The sequence below is a fragment of the Bifidobacterium sp. LH_743 genome (assembly GCF_056355775.1).
Map to the genome: position 1 here is coordinate 41,175 of NZ_JBKESZ010000002.1, position 17,527 is coordinate 58,701.

Annotated in this window: 6 protein-coding genes; all 6 read left to right on the forward strand. The window is 56.0% G+C overall.

What is annotated here, in order from left to right:
• The first annotated feature begins 154 nt into the window (after positions 1-154).
• Genes AC1ATL_RS03260 through AC1ATL_RS03285 form a run of 6 tightly spaced genes read left to right on the forward strand, consistent with a single transcriptional unit; the run spans position 155 to position 17,503 of the window.
• Positions 155-2,131 carry a DEAD/DEAH box helicase gene (locus tag AC1ATL_RS03260; RefSeq protein WP_476568443.1) on the forward strand — a complete coding sequence of 659 codons (1,977 nt, stop codon included), beginning with the start codon at positions 155-157 and terminating at the stop codon, positions 2,129-2,131.
• The gene (locus AC1ATL_RS03265) at positions 2,128-3,162 is read left to right on the forward strand and encodes a hypothetical protein (protein WP_476568445.1); all 1,035 of its coding nucleotides are present in this window, start codon (positions 2,128-2,130) and stop codon (positions 3,160-3,162) included. Before AC1ATL_RS03260 ends, AC1ATL_RS03265 begins: the two co-directional genes overlap by 4 nt.
• A gap of 11 nt (positions 3,163-3,173) precedes the next feature.
• Entirely contained in the window at positions 3,174-8,033 is a 4,860-nt protein-coding gene (locus AC1ATL_RS03270) for an Eco57I restriction-modification methylase domain-containing protein (protein WP_476568447.1), read from the forward strand.
• Positions 8,030-14,566 carry a DEAD/DEAH box helicase gene (locus AC1ATL_RS03275; RefSeq protein WP_476568449.1) on the forward strand — a complete coding sequence of 2,179 codons (6,537 nt, stop codon included), beginning with the start codon at positions 8,030-8,032 and terminating at the stop codon, positions 14,564-14,566. The genes AC1ATL_RS03270 and AC1ATL_RS03275 overlap by 4 nt, the downstream gene beginning before the upstream one ends.
• On the forward strand, positions 14,566-17,067 hold the full coding sequence (locus tag AC1ATL_RS03280; protein ID WP_476568451.1) for a UvrD-helicase domain-containing protein: 2,502 nt from the start codon (positions 14,566-14,568) through the stop codon (positions 17,065-17,067). Before AC1ATL_RS03275 ends, AC1ATL_RS03280 begins: the two co-directional genes overlap by 1 nt.
• A 19-nt stretch (positions 17,068-17,086) precedes the next feature.
• Positions 17,087-17,503, forward strand: coding sequence for a DUF262 domain-containing protein (locus AC1ATL_RS03285; RefSeq protein ID WP_476568453.1), 417 nt, complete (start codon positions 17,087-17,089; stop codon positions 17,501-17,503).
• Positions 17,504-17,527: the final 24 nt, after the last annotated feature.

Here is a 17,527-nt window from a genome sequence, read left to right on the forward strand (position 1 = left end):
TAATAATCAAAAAAATGTAGATAATTTCAAGTGCCAATGGCCAAAACATGTTGTGCATCTATCATTCATGCGGCAAATTGATGAATCTCACCCCCAATGGCATACAATATATGCGAAAACATTGGGATTGAGAGCATATGGGGAGCACACGGCAATGAAGCATGGCGCGCATTCGGAACGAGAACTGCTTTCTCCAGGCATGAGGGTTCTGGTTCGCGGCCAGGAATGGCTCGTGGACAAGGTCGAGCCGAACAGCCTGGGGAATCACGCCGTCTCGTGCACCGGCATATCCGCTCTGGTACGGGACATGTCGGTCACGTTCCTTGATGACTTGGACACAATCACGCCTGTCGATCCAGTGAGAACCCGTTTCATTCCCGACACCTCGGCAAGAGCCGCGAAATCGCACTTGTTCATCGAGAGTCTGCTACGCGCCACTGCGCCGACCGATGCGAAGATTCATGTCGGCAACAAGGCCGCCATGGACTCACTGCCATACCAGCTCGTTCCGGCGAAGAAGGCGCTCGCCCAACCCCGTCAGCGTATCCTCATCGCCGACGCCGTCGGTCTCGGCAAGACCTTGGAGGCCGGCATCCTGATGTCGGAACTCATCAAACGCCGCAAAGGGCGTCGTATTCTCGTGGTGACGGCGAAAAGCATGATGGTTCAGTTCCAGAAGGAGATATGGGAGCGATTCACCATTCCGCTGATCAGCTTGGATTCCTCACGTATCCAGCAGATCCGTTCCGAGATTCCCGCGAACGCCAACCCGTTCTCCTATTACGACAAGGTGATTATCTCCATCGACACGTTGAAGCGGGACATCCAATATGGTGCGGCGCTTGATGCCTCGTATTGGGACATCATCGTGATTGATGAGGCCCAGAATGTCGCCGACCGTGCCGCCAACGGCCGCAGCGCGCAGCGTGCCAAGCTTGCCAAACGCCTTGCCTCCCGTTCCGATACGTTGATCATGCTGTCCGCCACGCCACATGATGGTCGTGCCCGCAGCTTCGCCTCGTTGATGAACATGCTCGATCCGACCACGTTGCCCGATCCGGAACAGTACGACAAGCAGGATGTCGAGCATCTGTACGTCCGTCGTTTCAAGAAGGACGTGATGGCCGAGGTATCGGGCAGTTTCCCGGAGCGCAAGGTGACGCAGGAGAAGTGCATGGCCACCGCAGCCGAGGAAGAGGCGTTCGATTATCTGACCGATATGAAACTCGTCATGGACATGCATCAGACAAGAAGCAATTCCTTCTTGTTCAAGACGATGCTTGAAAAGAGCCTGTTCTCATCGCCGGCAGCGTGCATCAAAACCATCGACGAGCGAGTAAAACGGCTTGCCAAAAAAGACGTGTCCGACCAGACCGGAGACATCGACAGGCTTGAAGGCCTCAAGGCCGCTTTGGAGAAGATCGGACCGATGCAGTTCTCCCGATACCAGAGATTGCTGCAGCTTCTGCGCAGTGCCGATTACGGTTGGCATAACGGCGAAGATGCTGACGATCGTATTGTGATTTTCACAGAACGCATCGAGACGAAGAACTACCTCGAAAAGCATTTGCGGCAGGATCTCAAACTACCGAAGAAGGCCATCGTTTCCATGGACGGTGGCATGAGCGATGTGGAACAGCAGAAAATCGTCGAGGATTTCGGAACGAAATCCTCGCCTGTACGCATTCTCGTGGCTTCCGACGTGGCTTCCGAAGGTCTGAACCTGCATTATCTGAGCCACAGACTCATCCATTTCGACACCCCCTGGTCGCTGATGGTGTTCCAGCAGCGTAATGGACGCATCGATAGGTACGGGCAGCGCCAACAGCCCGACATCCGCTTCATGATGATCTCTCACGTAACGCAAAGATTCAAGGCGACGCGCATATTCTCGAGATTCTGCAGCAGAAGGAAGACCAGGCGCGTAAGGATATCGGCGATCCGTCTCTGCTTATGGGCAAATTCGATGTCGATCAGGAGGAGGCCGTCACCCGCGAGGCGATTGAGTCCGGAGAGTCTGCGGAGGATTTCGCTGCCAGACTTAATATTCCCGATGAGGACATCGATCATCCGGATGAACGTTCCGAAGATGCCGAAACCGCTCCGGATGACGATGTTTTCGACCCATTGAGTTTCTTCAATCTCACCGCGTCGGATGATTCCAATGCCACAGATGCCAAGGAAAACAAGCCCGCGGGGGAGAGCGCGACTGGGAGTGCCGATAGTGGTGATATTGCCAATTCCTCCACGCTGATGTCCGATTACGAGTATGTGGATGAGGGACTTTCCTGTGAGGAGTTCCGGCAGTCGGCAGGTCTCAAATCGAAGCGTCAGTTGCGTGATGCCCATGGATTTGCGGTGGAGTTCCAGGAGGATAGCCCGTTGCGTGCGTGGCTGCGCAGACGTGTGCCGAACACGCAGGTACTGCGGGACAACATCGCCGAATGGAGCGATGACGCGAAATACTGCGAGGACCAAGCCAATGGTCTGCTGGCCCGCATCAACGACGAATCATGGAGCCGGATCCAATACCTGTGGGAATTGAATCCGATCACGGAATGGGTCGGACTGAAGGCATCCTCACTGCTGTATCAGCGCGACGAGGCCCCGATCATCGGCGTGACCAACGGCAACCTGTATACGGATGAGACGATTGTGCTGATGAACGGCATGATAGCCAACAAACACGCGTCGCCAGTAATCGATGAATGGTTCGGTGCACGGTACCGCGATGGTGAATTCATGGGCATACTGCCTCTTGAGGAAGTATGGCGTATCACCGGATATCGTGGGAACTTGGTTCCGGGAACCAGCGAACACCGTTATGTGAATCGGGAGAATTCCGCAGCCAGTTCCGAACAAGTAGACGCGGCTCAGTCGTTGCTGGAGGATGCGGTATTGCGTGGCAAGAGCATGCTCAATGATTGCGGCGAGCAATACCAGGCGCAGGCAGATGAGGAAGTGACCAAGCAGATGGACCGCATCGAGCACTGGTCCCATGCGCGCAAGGCACTGCTGCAATCCCAAGGCAAAAGCACCAAGGAAAACACAAGACAGGTTGATCGGATGCTCGAACAATATGCCGACTGGGTTCAGGCCACATTGGACGCTTCCGGTGAACCGGTGATCCGCATTGCGGCCGCATTCGTAGGCAAGGAATAGAGGGGGAGACCATGGCGAAGGAACTGAACGAGACATTTCCGGGCATCGAGGCGGTCAACGACTTCTACACGCCGTACTACATGAAGGAATACTTCCCGGATGAAGTGAAGAATGCCTCCGCACCTTGGAAACAGCTTCCTCCAGAAGAACGCCCCGTGCGGTTGCTGAAGGATATGCGCCAGACATTCACCGAAGTCGTCAACAATAATGAGAACGACCTGTTCCCAGCTGAGCGGGTACGGAATTTCATCGACGGTATGCTTGGTGCACTCGGCTATACGCAGGAGGAAAATCAAGCCAAAGATGAAGGACTGTCTGACCGGATTTCAGGAAAGACCATTCCTGTCCACTATCAGGTCAATAACGCCGATGGCTCGCCAAGTTTGCAGGTTCTGGCAAGCCTGTCCGATAGCGAGGAGACCGGTGTTCTGGAAAGCCTTATCGAAGATGGTTCCAGTGAAGGCGGCGTTTCCTGTGAGGAATATGCGCGCATGTTGCTCGCCGATTTCGACGAGCCGGCACGGTGGATCGTCATCATGGGGCTGCATCAGATAGCGCTGATTGACCGTCGCAAATGGAATGACAAGAAGTGCATGCTGTTCGACCTGGATGAGATCTTCAGCCGGCATCAGGACCATGTGTACGCTGCAATGGCCGTGCTGTTGCGGCGCGACAGTCTTTGTCCGGATGAAGGCGACAGTCTGCTTGACACGTTTGATGACAAGTCCGCGAAGAATGCGGTCGAAGTGTCCGACAGTCTGCGTTCCGCATTGCGTGAATGCGTGGAGATTCTCGGCAATGAGGTCATCCACGACTGGATTTGCAATAAGGGACGGAGCATTGACGAAATCGATGCGGGCGAATTAACCGTGCAGGCGTTGCGATACATGTACCGTCTCCTGTTCCTTCTGTTCATTGAGGCGAAACCGTCGCTCGGCTATGCTCCGATGAAATCCGACATCTACCGCACTGGTTATTCGCTGGATAGTCTGCGAGATATTGCGGAACAGATGCGCGGCCGTATGGATGAGGCTGGTGATTCCACCTATTTGGCGGACACGTTGCGCCGACTCGATGATCTGGTGTTCAACGGATATCCGAAGACGGACAAACAGTTCAGGGGATTGTCCAGCGAGGAAGCCACCAATGCGGTGTTCATGGTGCCGCCACTCAAGGCGCACATTTTCGACCCGGAACGGACCGCGCTGATCGAACATGCCACGCTTCGCGACAGCGTGATGCTGCGCATTATCGATCTGATGAGCGTTACCAAGGCAGGTAAGGGGACCAAGCGCAGGCAGCGCATCTCCTATGCTGCCCTGGGCGTCAGCCAGATGGGCGCCGTATATGAGGCATTGCTGTCCTACCGTGGCTTCATCGCCAAGGAGAAGCTCTACGAGGTCAAACGCGCCAAGGATTCCTACGATCCATTGAAAGTCGGCTACTTCGTGCCGGAACGAGAACTCGTCAACTATTCAGAGGACGAACGCGTCCGTTACCCCGAAAAGAGCCCGCATGCCGGTGAACTGCGGACCTACGAGCCGGGCACGTTCATCTACCGGCTAGCAGGCAGGGAACGCGAAACGTCAGCCTCCTTCTACACGCCGGACAGTCTCGCACAATGCCTGGTGAAGTATGCGCTCAAGGAGATCGAACCACGTATCCACCAGGCCACCGACATTCTGGATTTGAAAATCTGCGAGCCGGCCATGGGCTCCGCGACCTTCCTGAACGAGACCATCAACCAGCTGGCCACCATGTATCTGAACCGCAGGGAGAAGGAACGGGTCGCTGAGGAAGGCCAACGGGCGGCAATCCCCGCGGAACGCCGGCAGGCCGAGCTGCAGAAGGTCAAGATGTACATCGCCGACCACAACATCTATGGCATCGACCTGAACCCCGTGGCGGTGGAGCTGGGAGAAGTGTCCCTATGGCTCAACACCATCTGCGAAGGATCCTTCGTGCCATGGTTTGGTACCCAGCTACAGTGCGGCAATTCGCTGATTGGCGGCCGCCGCGTCGGATACTTGGAGTCGGATCTGACCAGCAAGACCAAAAACCGGCACTGGTATGAGGTCGAGCCCAAGCATATCGGGTTCAACCAGAGCTCGTCGTCCGTCAGGCGCATCTACCAGTTCCTGACTGGGGATCCGGACATGTGCAAGTATGACGACAAGACTGTCAAAAGCATCGAACCCGAACATCTGGAAACCATCAAGGCTTGGAAGAAGGAATTCGCCAAGAAACCTTATTCCAAGACGGAAATCGGCCTGATGAGATCGTTGTCGAAGACCATTGACGAATTATGGCGCGGCCAGATCAAAGCACGCAGGCAATTGGAGAAGGCGACCCAGGACGATCTGATTATCTACGGTTTCGACGCGAACGCTTCCAAAAAGACCGCGAAGGATTTGGAGGACAAGCAGAAAAACGGGCAGGGCTCGTTTGACTTCGAAGACAGGTACTTCCGCAGCAACAACCTCACCATCCGTGAGAAGGATGAGATGCTCCGTATCGCCTACCATTCGGAGAAGGCCGAAAACGCCAGCGAATACGCTCGTCTGAAACTCGCCATGGACTACTGGTGCTCGCTGTGGTTCTGGCCCATCGACCAGGCTGATCTGCTCCCCACAAGATCGCAGTATCTCACGGAAATGTCGCTGATCCTTACCGGTGAGGTCCCGCAGGAAGAAGGGTTCTCGCTGAAGCTGATGGACAACGGCCAGTTCGCGTTTGAGGACGTCATGACCGACAACCATGAGCGCGACTACATATATGACAACATTGTAGACCTCGACGAGCTATGCAAGGGCGATGGGGAACCCGCACGAAGGCTTCGTCTGGTGAAGGAAGTCGCCAAGAAGCAGCGTTTCTTCCACTGGGAACTGGAATTCGCCGACGTGTTCAAAGACGGCGGCTTCGACTTCATGGTGGGTAATCCGCCGTGGGTAAAGCTTCAGTGGGAGGCCGCCAACGCCATCTCCGACGTGAACCCAAAATACGCGGTACAGTCCATCAGCGCGTCTGATTTGAACAAGAAACTACCCGAATTGCTGAAGAGCCAACGCACGTATGACGCATTCATCAGCGAATATGTGGCAACGGCTGGTCAGCTGGCATTCTACAACGCCATCGGCAACTATCCGCTGCTGCAAGGCCAGCAAACAAACCTGTTCCGTTGCTTCCTTCCAAATGCTTGGGATTACACGCGCAAGCACGACGGTGTGAGCGCGTTCGTGCATCCTGACGAACTGTATGGAGACACGCGAGCGGGCGTACTACGCGAGCAGATGTATCGCAGGCTTAGATATCATTTCCAGTTCATCAATGAAAAGAGGCTTTTCTCCGGGGTTCATCATGAAACGATGTTCAGCTTGAATGTGTACCGGAATCCGGAGATGGACAATAAGCTTCCTCGGTTCGATTCCATTTGGAATCTTTATGATCCCAAGACCATTGATGAATGCTATGCATCCGATGGCACGGGAGCCATTCCAGGAGTCAAGAACGAACTAGGCGAATGGAATACGCGAGGGCATAAGAGCCGTGTTATCTCTATCTCCCAGGATGAGCTGTCCATGTTTTCCCGTCTGGTTGGCAGTGGCGAATCAAACGGATGGTCACAAGCGCCAATGGTTGGCATGCATGCGACGGAATTGCTTTCTGCGCTGGAGAAGATGTCGGAGATTCCTCGGACATTGAGAAACTACGCTGATGAGATCACATATTCGGGAATGTGGCATGAAACCAATTCCCGTAAGGATGGCACCATCAAGGACGACATTCACTTCCCGACCTCAACGAAAGCGTTGATTTATTCCAGTCCGTTTATCGGCGTGGCCAATCCGCTGCTGCAATCCACTCGAAGAAACTACAAAGTCAACAGCGACTATGACCCGATTGACCTGACCGACATTCCAGTAGACTATATGCCTCGCGTGAAATACGCGCAGGCATGCACGGACGCGGAATACGAATCACGTGTGCAAAAAATGGCTGATCCGAATCAGAAAAATGGTGGTTTCAGCCGATTCGATGCTGTTTATAGGCTCTGTTGCCGAGGAATGGTCCCATTAACCGGTGAGAGGACGCTGCAAGCGTCCTGCGTTCACCCAGGCTGCGCCTGGGTGCACGCCATAGCGGGCTATGGCGTGCACCCAGAGCGCTACGCGTTGCTCGCGCTTATGAGCGGCCTGGAGGCCGCTCTGCCATATGATTTCTTCATTCGTTCAATCGGCAAGATGAACATCAACGCGACAACATTGAGTCTCCAGCCAGTTCCTGAGACGAATCTTGCTCCCGAAATCCGTCTCCGTGGTCTACTGCTCAATTGCCTGACCAAGCCGTATGCGGATTTGTGGCGATCCTGTTGGGACGAGTCGTACACGTCTATGGGCTGGTCGAAGCAGGATCCGCGACTGACTGCCAGCACGTTCACCTCATTGACGGATGAGTGGAACTGGCATACGCCTTTGCGTACGGACTACGAACGCCGGCAGGCATTGGTGGAATTGGATGTATTGGCATCCATGGCGCTCGGTATCACTCTGGACGAGCTCATCGACATCTACCGTCTGACCTTCACCGTGCTGAGCGGATATGAGGACGACACCTGGTATGACGCGAATGGTCGCATTGTGTTCTCCAAGAAGAATTACGGCGACCTGACTTTCAAGCGTCCCGATTTCGAAAAGATCAAGAACGCGCCTGCGGGCAAGGTGTTCACCCGCACCATTACGGACGATACTCAGCCGGGCGGTCCCCGTGAGCGAACCATCGAATATGTGGCGCCGTTCGACAAATGCGATCGCGTAGAGGATTACAAAGCCGCGTGGAAGTTCTTCACGCAGAAGTACGGAGATGTCAAATGATTCCCATGGTGCTTGCCCGGCATATCCAGTCCGGACTCGCCGATTATGTGGAGACCACGTTCCCCATGACCAACAAGCCATTCCGCGGCTCCATCCGCAAACTCGCCCATCAGGAAGGCATGCTTTCCCAAGAGCCGTTCGTATCCGTCAAACTGCCGTTCCGTGTAGCCGGCAAACACGCGGAATTCCCGTTCCCATGCCTGCATCCCACATACCGACCGTATGCGCATCAAATGCGCGCGTTCGAACGCATTGCCGCCGGCGAATCCACACTGGTAGCCACCGGCACTGGCTCAGGCAAGACCGAATGCTTCCTGTACCCGATTCTCGACTACTGCTATCGACAGCGTCTGCTCGGGCGCAAAGGCATCAAAGCCATCCTCGTCTATCCGATGAACGCGCTTGCCACCGATCAGGCGAAGCGATTGGCAGGACTCATCCACGACAGTCCGGAACTGCGCAACAACGTGACCGCGGGCATGTACGTCGGCCAGATGAGCCAAGGCGGCAGCGACAAGGACAATCACGCCATGACCGCCACCAACATTGTGACCAGTCATGAGGAGCTGCTCAAGAACCCGCCGGACATCCTGCTCACCAACTACAAGATGCTCGACTACCTGCTGGTACGCCCCAAGGACTCCCGGATCTGGGACAATAACGACCCGGAAACGCTCAAATACTTCGTTGTGGACGAATTGCACACCTTCGACGGCGCACAGGGCACTGACCTGGCTTGTCTGCTTCGCCGGCTCGCCGACAGGCTGAACACCACCAGCGACGATATGTGCTTCGTAGGCACGTCGGCCACCATGGGCACCGAAGAGACGGTACGCGACGTTTGCGCGTACGCCAGCCAGATCTTCAACACCACGTTCACACCGGAATCCGTGGTGACTGAGGACAGACTTCGCGTCGACGAATTCTTCGCCACAGATGACTATGACGACACCATGCCCACCGCTGCGCAGGTCGACCGGCTCATCGAACTCGAGGAGGATGTCAACCCCGACGAATATCTCACCCATGCGGCACAAGCATGGCTTGACGAAGCACCCACTGGGTCGATCTCCACAGACAAGGCTCGCATCCGGCTCGCCGAATCCCTGCGCCATTCCAGGTTCCTGGCCAGCTTGTCCTCGCTCATCTGCGACGAACCCCAGCAGATCGACCGCAAACTGCTGGATAGGCTCGCCATCATGGACGCAAGATTCAACGCCTTGCATCCACGCCAGCAGAAGGCCTGCGTGGATGCGCTGATAGCGCTCGTTTCCCACGCGCGCACCGGTTCGGAAGGCCACACACGTCCGTTCCTGAACGTACAGGTACAACTATGGGTCAAGGAACTCGGCCGCGTGGTCGCCAACGTCACCTCGCAGGAAGGGGACATCGACTACCGTCCGGTTGTCGAACTGTCCAAAGATGACCTTAGGACCCGCATGCCGGTGATCAACTGCCGTGATTGTGGAGGAACAGCATGGATTGGGCTCGCCGGCAAGGACGGCGGCATCAGTATGGGCGATCCCAGAATGTTCTACAACGAGTATTTCGCCTACCATGCCGACAATGCGTTGGTGACCTTGCAGCCCTGCTCCATGGACTATGTCCTTGACGGTCATACCGATAACGGAGCCATGGTCTGGTTCTGCAATGCATGCATGAAGGAACAGGCCGTGGGACGTTTCGAATCCACGGAACGTGAATGCCCGGCATGTGGAGAGCGGCGTATATCCATGGTTGCCAGGGGAATGGAACCCGTTTCCGACGGGCAACGGCTCCGCAAACATTACCGTTGCCCGTTCTGCGGCAGCGTACAGGACATCGCCATGGTCGGTGTGAGAACCACCACACAGGTCAGTGTGATGCTCACCCAACTTTCCGGGGACACCTTCAACGATGACAGCAAGGCCATCGTGTTCTCGGACAATGTGCAGGACGCCTCCTACCGAGCCAGCGTGCTCAACTCCCGCACCTGGCGGTTCGCCCTGCGCAACTCCGCCATGGACTACATGCGCGAGGAACATAAGGACGGCGTTTCCCTCGCCGAATATCTCAACAGCCAGAACGACTATTACCATCGCCGCTATCCGGATGAAAACGAATACATCGTGCGATTCATCGCGCCGAACATGACATGGATGCGCGAGTACGAAGCCGTATTGCAAGGCAATCCCGCAGGACCCGGTCGGCATCAGCTGCTCGATTGGATCGGACGCAGACTCCGATTGGAATCGCTGCCGGAGTTCGGCATGCGCTCCCGTACCGGACGCACGTTGGAGAAATCTGGCTGCGCCGCAATAGCATTCGACCAGATTCTCCTGAAACGTGTGGCGCAAGCCGTGGAGGAACGCTGCCATAACGAGATCGGACTGCGTGAGGATTCCATTAGGGAGGCTGACTGGCCTCGACTGATCATGGCGTTCCTCGACCAGTTACGCACGAAAGGCGCGTTCTTCGACGTGACCTATGACCAGTTCCTGCAGGATGACGGCAACAAGTTCCGGCTTTCCAACAAGAACGTCAAATGGATGCCCGGCATGTACGCGGATGGCATGCCCTACTTTCTGTCAGATAGAGCACCGGTGCGCAAAGGCGCTTTCGACACCTTGGATTCGTCGTCATACCGTTGGATCGTAGACCGGTACCTTACCAACGACGCCCTTGAAGGCGATATCCACCACGAACTGTTGGGAATAGTACTTGAAGAGTGCATAGAAGCTGGATTCGTTACGCAGCAGCGTTATCCAAGCATGAAAACGGAACGCACCGTGTACGGGCTCAACGAGTCCGGCTGCACAGTCAGCGGCAAGGTCACACAGCTGATCTGCGACACGTGCGGACGGAGCTATTCATGCGCCACACAGAACCTTGATTCATGGAACGGAGCACGCTGCCGTATTAGCAAATGCCCGGGCAGACTGGTCTCCGGGACTCCCGCAGCCGAAGCGCTGGAATTGCGCTACTACGGCAAGCTGTACCGCGGGGAGCCGACTGAACGTATCCACGCCGCCGAACACACGGGACTGCTCAACGGCGATGACCGTGCCAAGGTCGAAGAGGAATTCAAACGCAAGGACCGCAAGCCCGGCGACGTGAACGTGCTCGCCTGCACGCCGACCCTGGAGATGGGCATCGATATCGGAGACCTCTCCACGGTGATTCTCTCGTCGATTCCGCCTACCCAAGCTCAATACATCCAGCGTGCCGGCCGCGCAGGGCGACGCGATGGCAACTCCTTGGTGCTGGCGGTGGCCAATACCAAGGAACACGACACGTATTTCTACCAGCGGCCGAAGGACATGCTTGGAGGTGCGGTGAACCCGCCGCACATCTTCCTCGACGCGACCGCCGTATTGGAACGACAGCTCACCGCCTACGCATTGGATCGTTGGGTGCATGCCATGCTGGATGCCGGCAATGAGCCGGCCGATGTGGTGCCTGATAAATTGAAAAACTGCCTGGATAATGTCAACGGCAGTGGCCCCAACGGGTTCCCGGTGAACTTCCTGAACTGGACAGGCCAACATTCTGGCAAACTGCTCGACGGATTCGGACGAATGTTCTCGTTCTCCGAGGAACTTCGTACGCAACTTGAGGGATTCGTACGTGGAACGGAAGATGGCAGCACCATGGCCAGACGCGTCTACGATGTGTTCCAAAAGACCAGTGATACCGTCAGAACGCTTGAATCGCAGAAAAACGACGCAAAGCGACTGCTCGACGAGCTCAAAAAGAAGCCATCCGATTCATCGTTCGAAGAACAGCAGCGCGAATGCGAAGATGAGATTCACAGCCTTGATCGCATCGTCAAAAGCATGCTGAACACCAATACGTTCAACTACCTTTCCGACGAGGGCATCCTGCCTAATTACGCATTCCCGGAGATCGGTGTGACCCTCCACACCATCCTCAAAGAAGACAAGGAACCATCCGATACGACACACGGAATCGAACCCGCCGCGCAGGACAAGACGAAACGCAGGGAAAAGGCCACGCGCGATTTCGTGCGCCCGGCGGCCACGGCCATTACGGAACTGGCGCCGGGGAACACGTTCTTCGCGGGCGGACGCAAATACAGGATCAGCCGTGTGCTCTGCTCGAAAGGCGGTGCCGACGACGAGCTGGCGACATGGCGCCTATGCCCGAACTGCTCGCATGCGGAACCTGTTTCCAGCACAGAGAATCTCGCCAGCTGTCCCTCCTGCGGATCGATGCAGTGGGCTGATAACGGCCAGAAAAGGCCGATGCTGCGTATCGACACCGTCATATCCGATGAGACCTACAGCGAAAGCCTGGTCGAGGACACCTCAGACAGCAGGCCTAAGACCCGATTCCTGAAGAACACAATGGTGGACATCGATCCGGCAGACATCCAATCGGGATGGCAGGTCAAGGGAATCACCAACTTCGGATTCGACTACACGCCTCAGGGCACGGTCCGGGAAATCAACTTCGGTCAGGCCTCCGACAAGGGCACCTCAGTGGAAATCGCCGGCAGCAAGGAGATACGTAACGGTTTCAACGTGTGTCTGAAATGCGGCGCATTGCTCGGCGAGCGCGGGTCAAGGCACGCTTACTTCTGTCCGGAATACAAGAAGGCGCAGGAGCAGCAGTTGGAGCAAACGGGGAACAGTACGTGTCTGTTCCTATACCGCGAGGTCAAATCGGAAGTATTGCGTATGCTCGTGCCGGGGCTTGTCGACGTCCAAGGTGCGGACGGTGCCGCGGAGTCGCTGGCCGCTGCGGTGTTGCTTGGTCTGCGTGAACGTTTTGGCAATGTGGATCATCTGAATGCGACGCTCATGAACGAGCCGTTGCCGGACAATCCCGGACTGCGCAAAACCTATCTTGCGCTATACGATACAGTGCCTGGAGGGACCGGCTATCTTAAGCAACTGTCCGATCCGGATACGATGTTCGAGGTGCTTGCCAAGGCGAAGGAAGTCATGGAGCATTGCGAATGCGCAAAGAATGGTGGCGACGGTTGTTATAGATGCTTGTACGCGTACAGGCAGAGTCAGAATCTGAAGCTCATTTCCCGTAAGACCGCGATGGCGATGCTTACGGGCATCCTCGACCCGTCCAACAAACGTAGCCGTGTGAAGACCGTTTCGAAAATCACCACGAACAAGCTGTTCGATAGCGGACTCGAACAGCAGTTCGTTGAGGCGCTCCGGTGCATGCATGCCCATCCTTTCGCGGAATCCGACGATGCGAAGGGGCGCCGTGCCATCGTCAAGGACGAATTCATCAATAGCAAACCCGGATATTCCGTCACCGTGAATGGAAGCGTATGGAGCGTCGAACCACAAGTCGCATTGGGTCCGGCCGATGGAGTCGCGATTCCCTGCAAGCCTGATTTTGTTCTGACGGTCAGCAATATCGACGAATCCGGCGACGTGGTTGAGCATGATGGAAGGAAGCCGATCGCCATCTTCACTGACGGTCTGCAATACCATGCGGGCATCGTCGCCCAGGATTCCCTGAAGAGGGAGGCGCTTCGTCAGGCAGGCTACCGCGTATGGTCCTTGGACTATGACGATGTGATTGGATATGTGCAGGGCAAGGATGTGGCGCAGCTCGCCGATCCGATGTTGACACCCAAGTCCATGCCGTCTCCGGCGGCTTACAAGGGCACGATTGGCAAGAGGACGGACGAATTCGATCCCGGCGAAGTTTCGGCAATGGTCATGCTGGAATACTATCTTGCGGAACCGAACGCCGAGCAGATATTCACCGTCCAGGCACTGGCGATGAGCTATGCTCTGAATCCGCGGAGCAAGAATGCCGAGCCTCAGGCCGTGGACATGCTGCATCGGATCGAAGCGTTGCATGGCGAGGATGAATCGGCGTTCATGATCTGTTCGTCCTGGAATCCTTCGAACTGTACGAGACTGAAATTCCAATCCGGCTTGTGTCTCGGAGAGGACATGCGGACCACTGAGCCTCACGTCGGCATGGTGTTCTCGGACATCCAACGTGATGCCGCGAAGACGAAGAGCGATGATTACAATCCGTTGAACGTTCTGGACGAGAACGAGACGGAAGCGTTCAAAACGCAGTGGGCTGCCTTCTGGCATTTCGCGAACGTGATGCAATTCTCGGAATATTTCCACGCCATCGGCGATGCCGCGCTTCGCGACACGTCCATGTACGAGCCGCTTCGCAGCGGTCTGCGGAATACTCCTGACGTGCAGGAAGGCAATGACTTCGCATGGAACGATATTCTGGCGGATCCGACCTACGCGTACTGTGCGGATGAAACCAAAGAGGCCGTCACACGATTTATCGAGTCTGGCATACCGGCGCCGGATGCGCTCGGATATGAGCTGCTGGATGAGAACGAGGAAATCGTCGCACAGGCGGAACTCGCATGGGAGAAGGGAAAGATCGCATTCTTCCCGTCCTACGACTTGCAGGCCGATAAGGAGAACGTCGACGAATTCACCAAGCGCGACTGGACTATCATTACGGAAAACAACGATGACCTTGACAAGGTGTTCGCTTCACTGACGGAAGGCACGGAACGCTGATGGCGGATATACACACGATGAACAAGCCCGTGGTCGCGCTCGGCAGCGATCTCATGGGCAGCCTGCTCGATTTGCCAAAGAAAGCGCAGAAACATGCCACGGCGTTTCTGACAAAATTCCAGACGAATCCCCGGTCATCCGGAATCAATCTGGAACGAATCGCCAATGCGAAGGACGAGAAACTGTACTCCGCACGCATCGACCAGCGATACCGTGCCATCATCGCTTTCCAGAAAAGCAGCAACGTGTATGTTCTGCTGTACGTCGGCGACCACGATGACGCCTACAAATGGGCGGAAAAGAAAACAATCGACGTCAACCCGAACACGCGGGCAATCCAGCTGTACGAGATGGTTTCTCAAGAGGAAATCGATGCGGCGATGCATGAGGATTCCCAGAACAAAGTTGGATGGGGGAGCGTTGCCGCGAACGCGCCCCAATCGGATTCCGGTGTGTCTGCATCCGTTTCCCAACCCACGGAAGACCATGCCGGCACGAATCACGAAACAGCTTCAACTACTGCAACTCCAGCTGTGACGGCCAGGACGCCGCAGACGCCACAGCACGCTCCCGAACCTCATACCGGTCCGCTTCCCGATACCTACCGGGCATTGACGGACAATGACATGCGCCGGTTCGGCGTGCCTGACATGTATGTGCCGGTCATGTGCACGAGAAAAACATGGGAAGCGTTTGAACGGTGGGGATCCAAGCTCCCGAAGGACGCCTTCGCATACCTTACCTTCGTTGCCGAAGGACTTCCCAAGTCCGAGGTCTTCGGCCTGCTTGATGAGACTGAAGGCCAGACCAGCGACAGGCTGGGGCTGGAACAGCAGATACCCGCCTCGTCCATCGACTCTGGCGAAGAGACCGATCCGGGGGACTTCCGCGCCGCTCTATCAAGCTATGCGTCACAGCAGTCTTTCGTGGTTGTGCAAGGAGAGGCGGACCTCAAACGCATCCTGGATGCACCGCTGGAACAGTGGCGCGTGTTCCTGCACCCGTCGCAGCGGCTTTATGTGGAACACGACTACCACGGTCCGTTCCGCCTGCTCGGCGGTGCCGGCACAGGAAAGACCGTGGTGGCCATGCACCGCGCGAAGCGTCTTGCTGCGAGATTGCTGAGAAACGGTAGCCATCAGAAGGTGCTGTTCACCACATACTCACGCAACCTTGCCACCGATATCGCGTCGAATCTGAAACTCATCTGCACGGCGGACGAATTCAACACCATCGACGTGGTCAATCTCGACAAACTCGTGAAAGACCTGCTGACGAGCCATGGCTATTCCGGTGAGATCTGGTATGACGGCAGTTTCGATCACGGCAACGATCTTGACGACGCGTGGCGTAAGGCCATCGCCTCCATCGGCGTGAACGATCCGAAACTTACGGTCTCCTTCTTCAAAAGCGAACTCAGCCAGGTGATTGTGCCTCAGCAGGTTCGGAATGTAGCCGATTACATGCGTGTGCTTCGCAAGGGGCGCGGCACGAGATTGAACCGAGCCCAGAAGCTTGCCGTATGGCAGATTGTGGAAACATATCGGCGCATCATGCAGACGAACGACGCGTACGATGTGGACACGGCCATGCAGAACGCCGTGTCTTTGCTCACGCAGAGCGACGCACCGAAAAAATACGCGCATGTGGTGGTTGATGAGGGGCAGGACTTCTCCGCGCCGGCATATCGCGTGATTCGCGCTCTGGTGGATGAGGGCGACAACGATATCTTCATCGTCGGCGACGCGCAGCAGCGCATCTATGGGCATACCGCAGTGCTGTCGAAATGCGGCATCCGCATTCAGGGACGTGCCCGCAAATTGCGGATCAACTATCGCACCACCGAGCAGATTCGTAGTGCCGCCGACTCCATTTTCCGCAGTTCCGGTGCCGATGTTGCGGATTCGGTGTTCGCGGCGGTTCGCGGCATCGGGGATGATTCGCCGGCCACGACATTCGATGACCTGGACGGAGGGGAGAGCCCGACCGGCGACAGCCGGTCACTGATGAGCGGCCCCGTTCCTGAAATGCGGCGATTCGCCTCTCAAGCGGATGAAATGGATGCCGTACGAGAGTGGATTTATGAATTATGCGGCCAGGCGGAAGATCTGGACGACGATGAGTCCAACGACGAACATGTTGATCCGCGTAACGTATGCGTGGTGGCGAGAAGCCGCTACTGCATTGACCAGTGGTATAAGACGCTTGACGATGGCCTGCCATATGGCGTGTACCGACTTGGCAGAGAAGCGGAAAACAGGCAAAAGCAAGGAATCCGTATCGCTACCATGCATCGAGTCAAAGGACTGGAATTCGATTATGTCGTAGTGGTCGACGTGAACGATGGGATATGCCCGCCAAAGTCTGCATTGCAGTCCGCTGGCACCGACCCGGCCGCATTGAACGAGATCTACAAGGAAGAGCGAAGCCTCATCTACGTAGCCATGACACGTGCAAAAAAGGGTGTGCTGCTGACTGGCGTTTCTGCACAGGTCGGATGAAAAGGGAAGAGGAATCACCATGGACGCTGGCAAGAAAATCCTGCTGGACTTATTCACCGGTTCGCTTCGGTTCGTAGTGCCGGTGTACCAGCGCAGATACTCATGGGGTGAGGCTCAATGCCGGCAATTATGGTCCGACATCGTAACAGCCGGCAGGCACACTGATAGAACGCATTTCACTGGGTCGATCGTATGGATGCAGGAAGGCGGCATCGGCCCGGACGGTGTCAGCCAATGTCAACTCATCGACGGCCAACAGCGTCTCACCTCGGTGACCCTGCTGCTTATCGCTCTTGCCGAATACGCCCGTGAACATTCCAGGAGCCTGAGTTTCTCCGCAGACATGATCATCGACCGTGGTTATCTTATCGACAAGTACGCGAAAGGTGAAAACCGTTACAAAATGACGCTTTACGTGACATTTTGCCTGCCGTAATAAAATGAAGTCCAAGAAACGGCT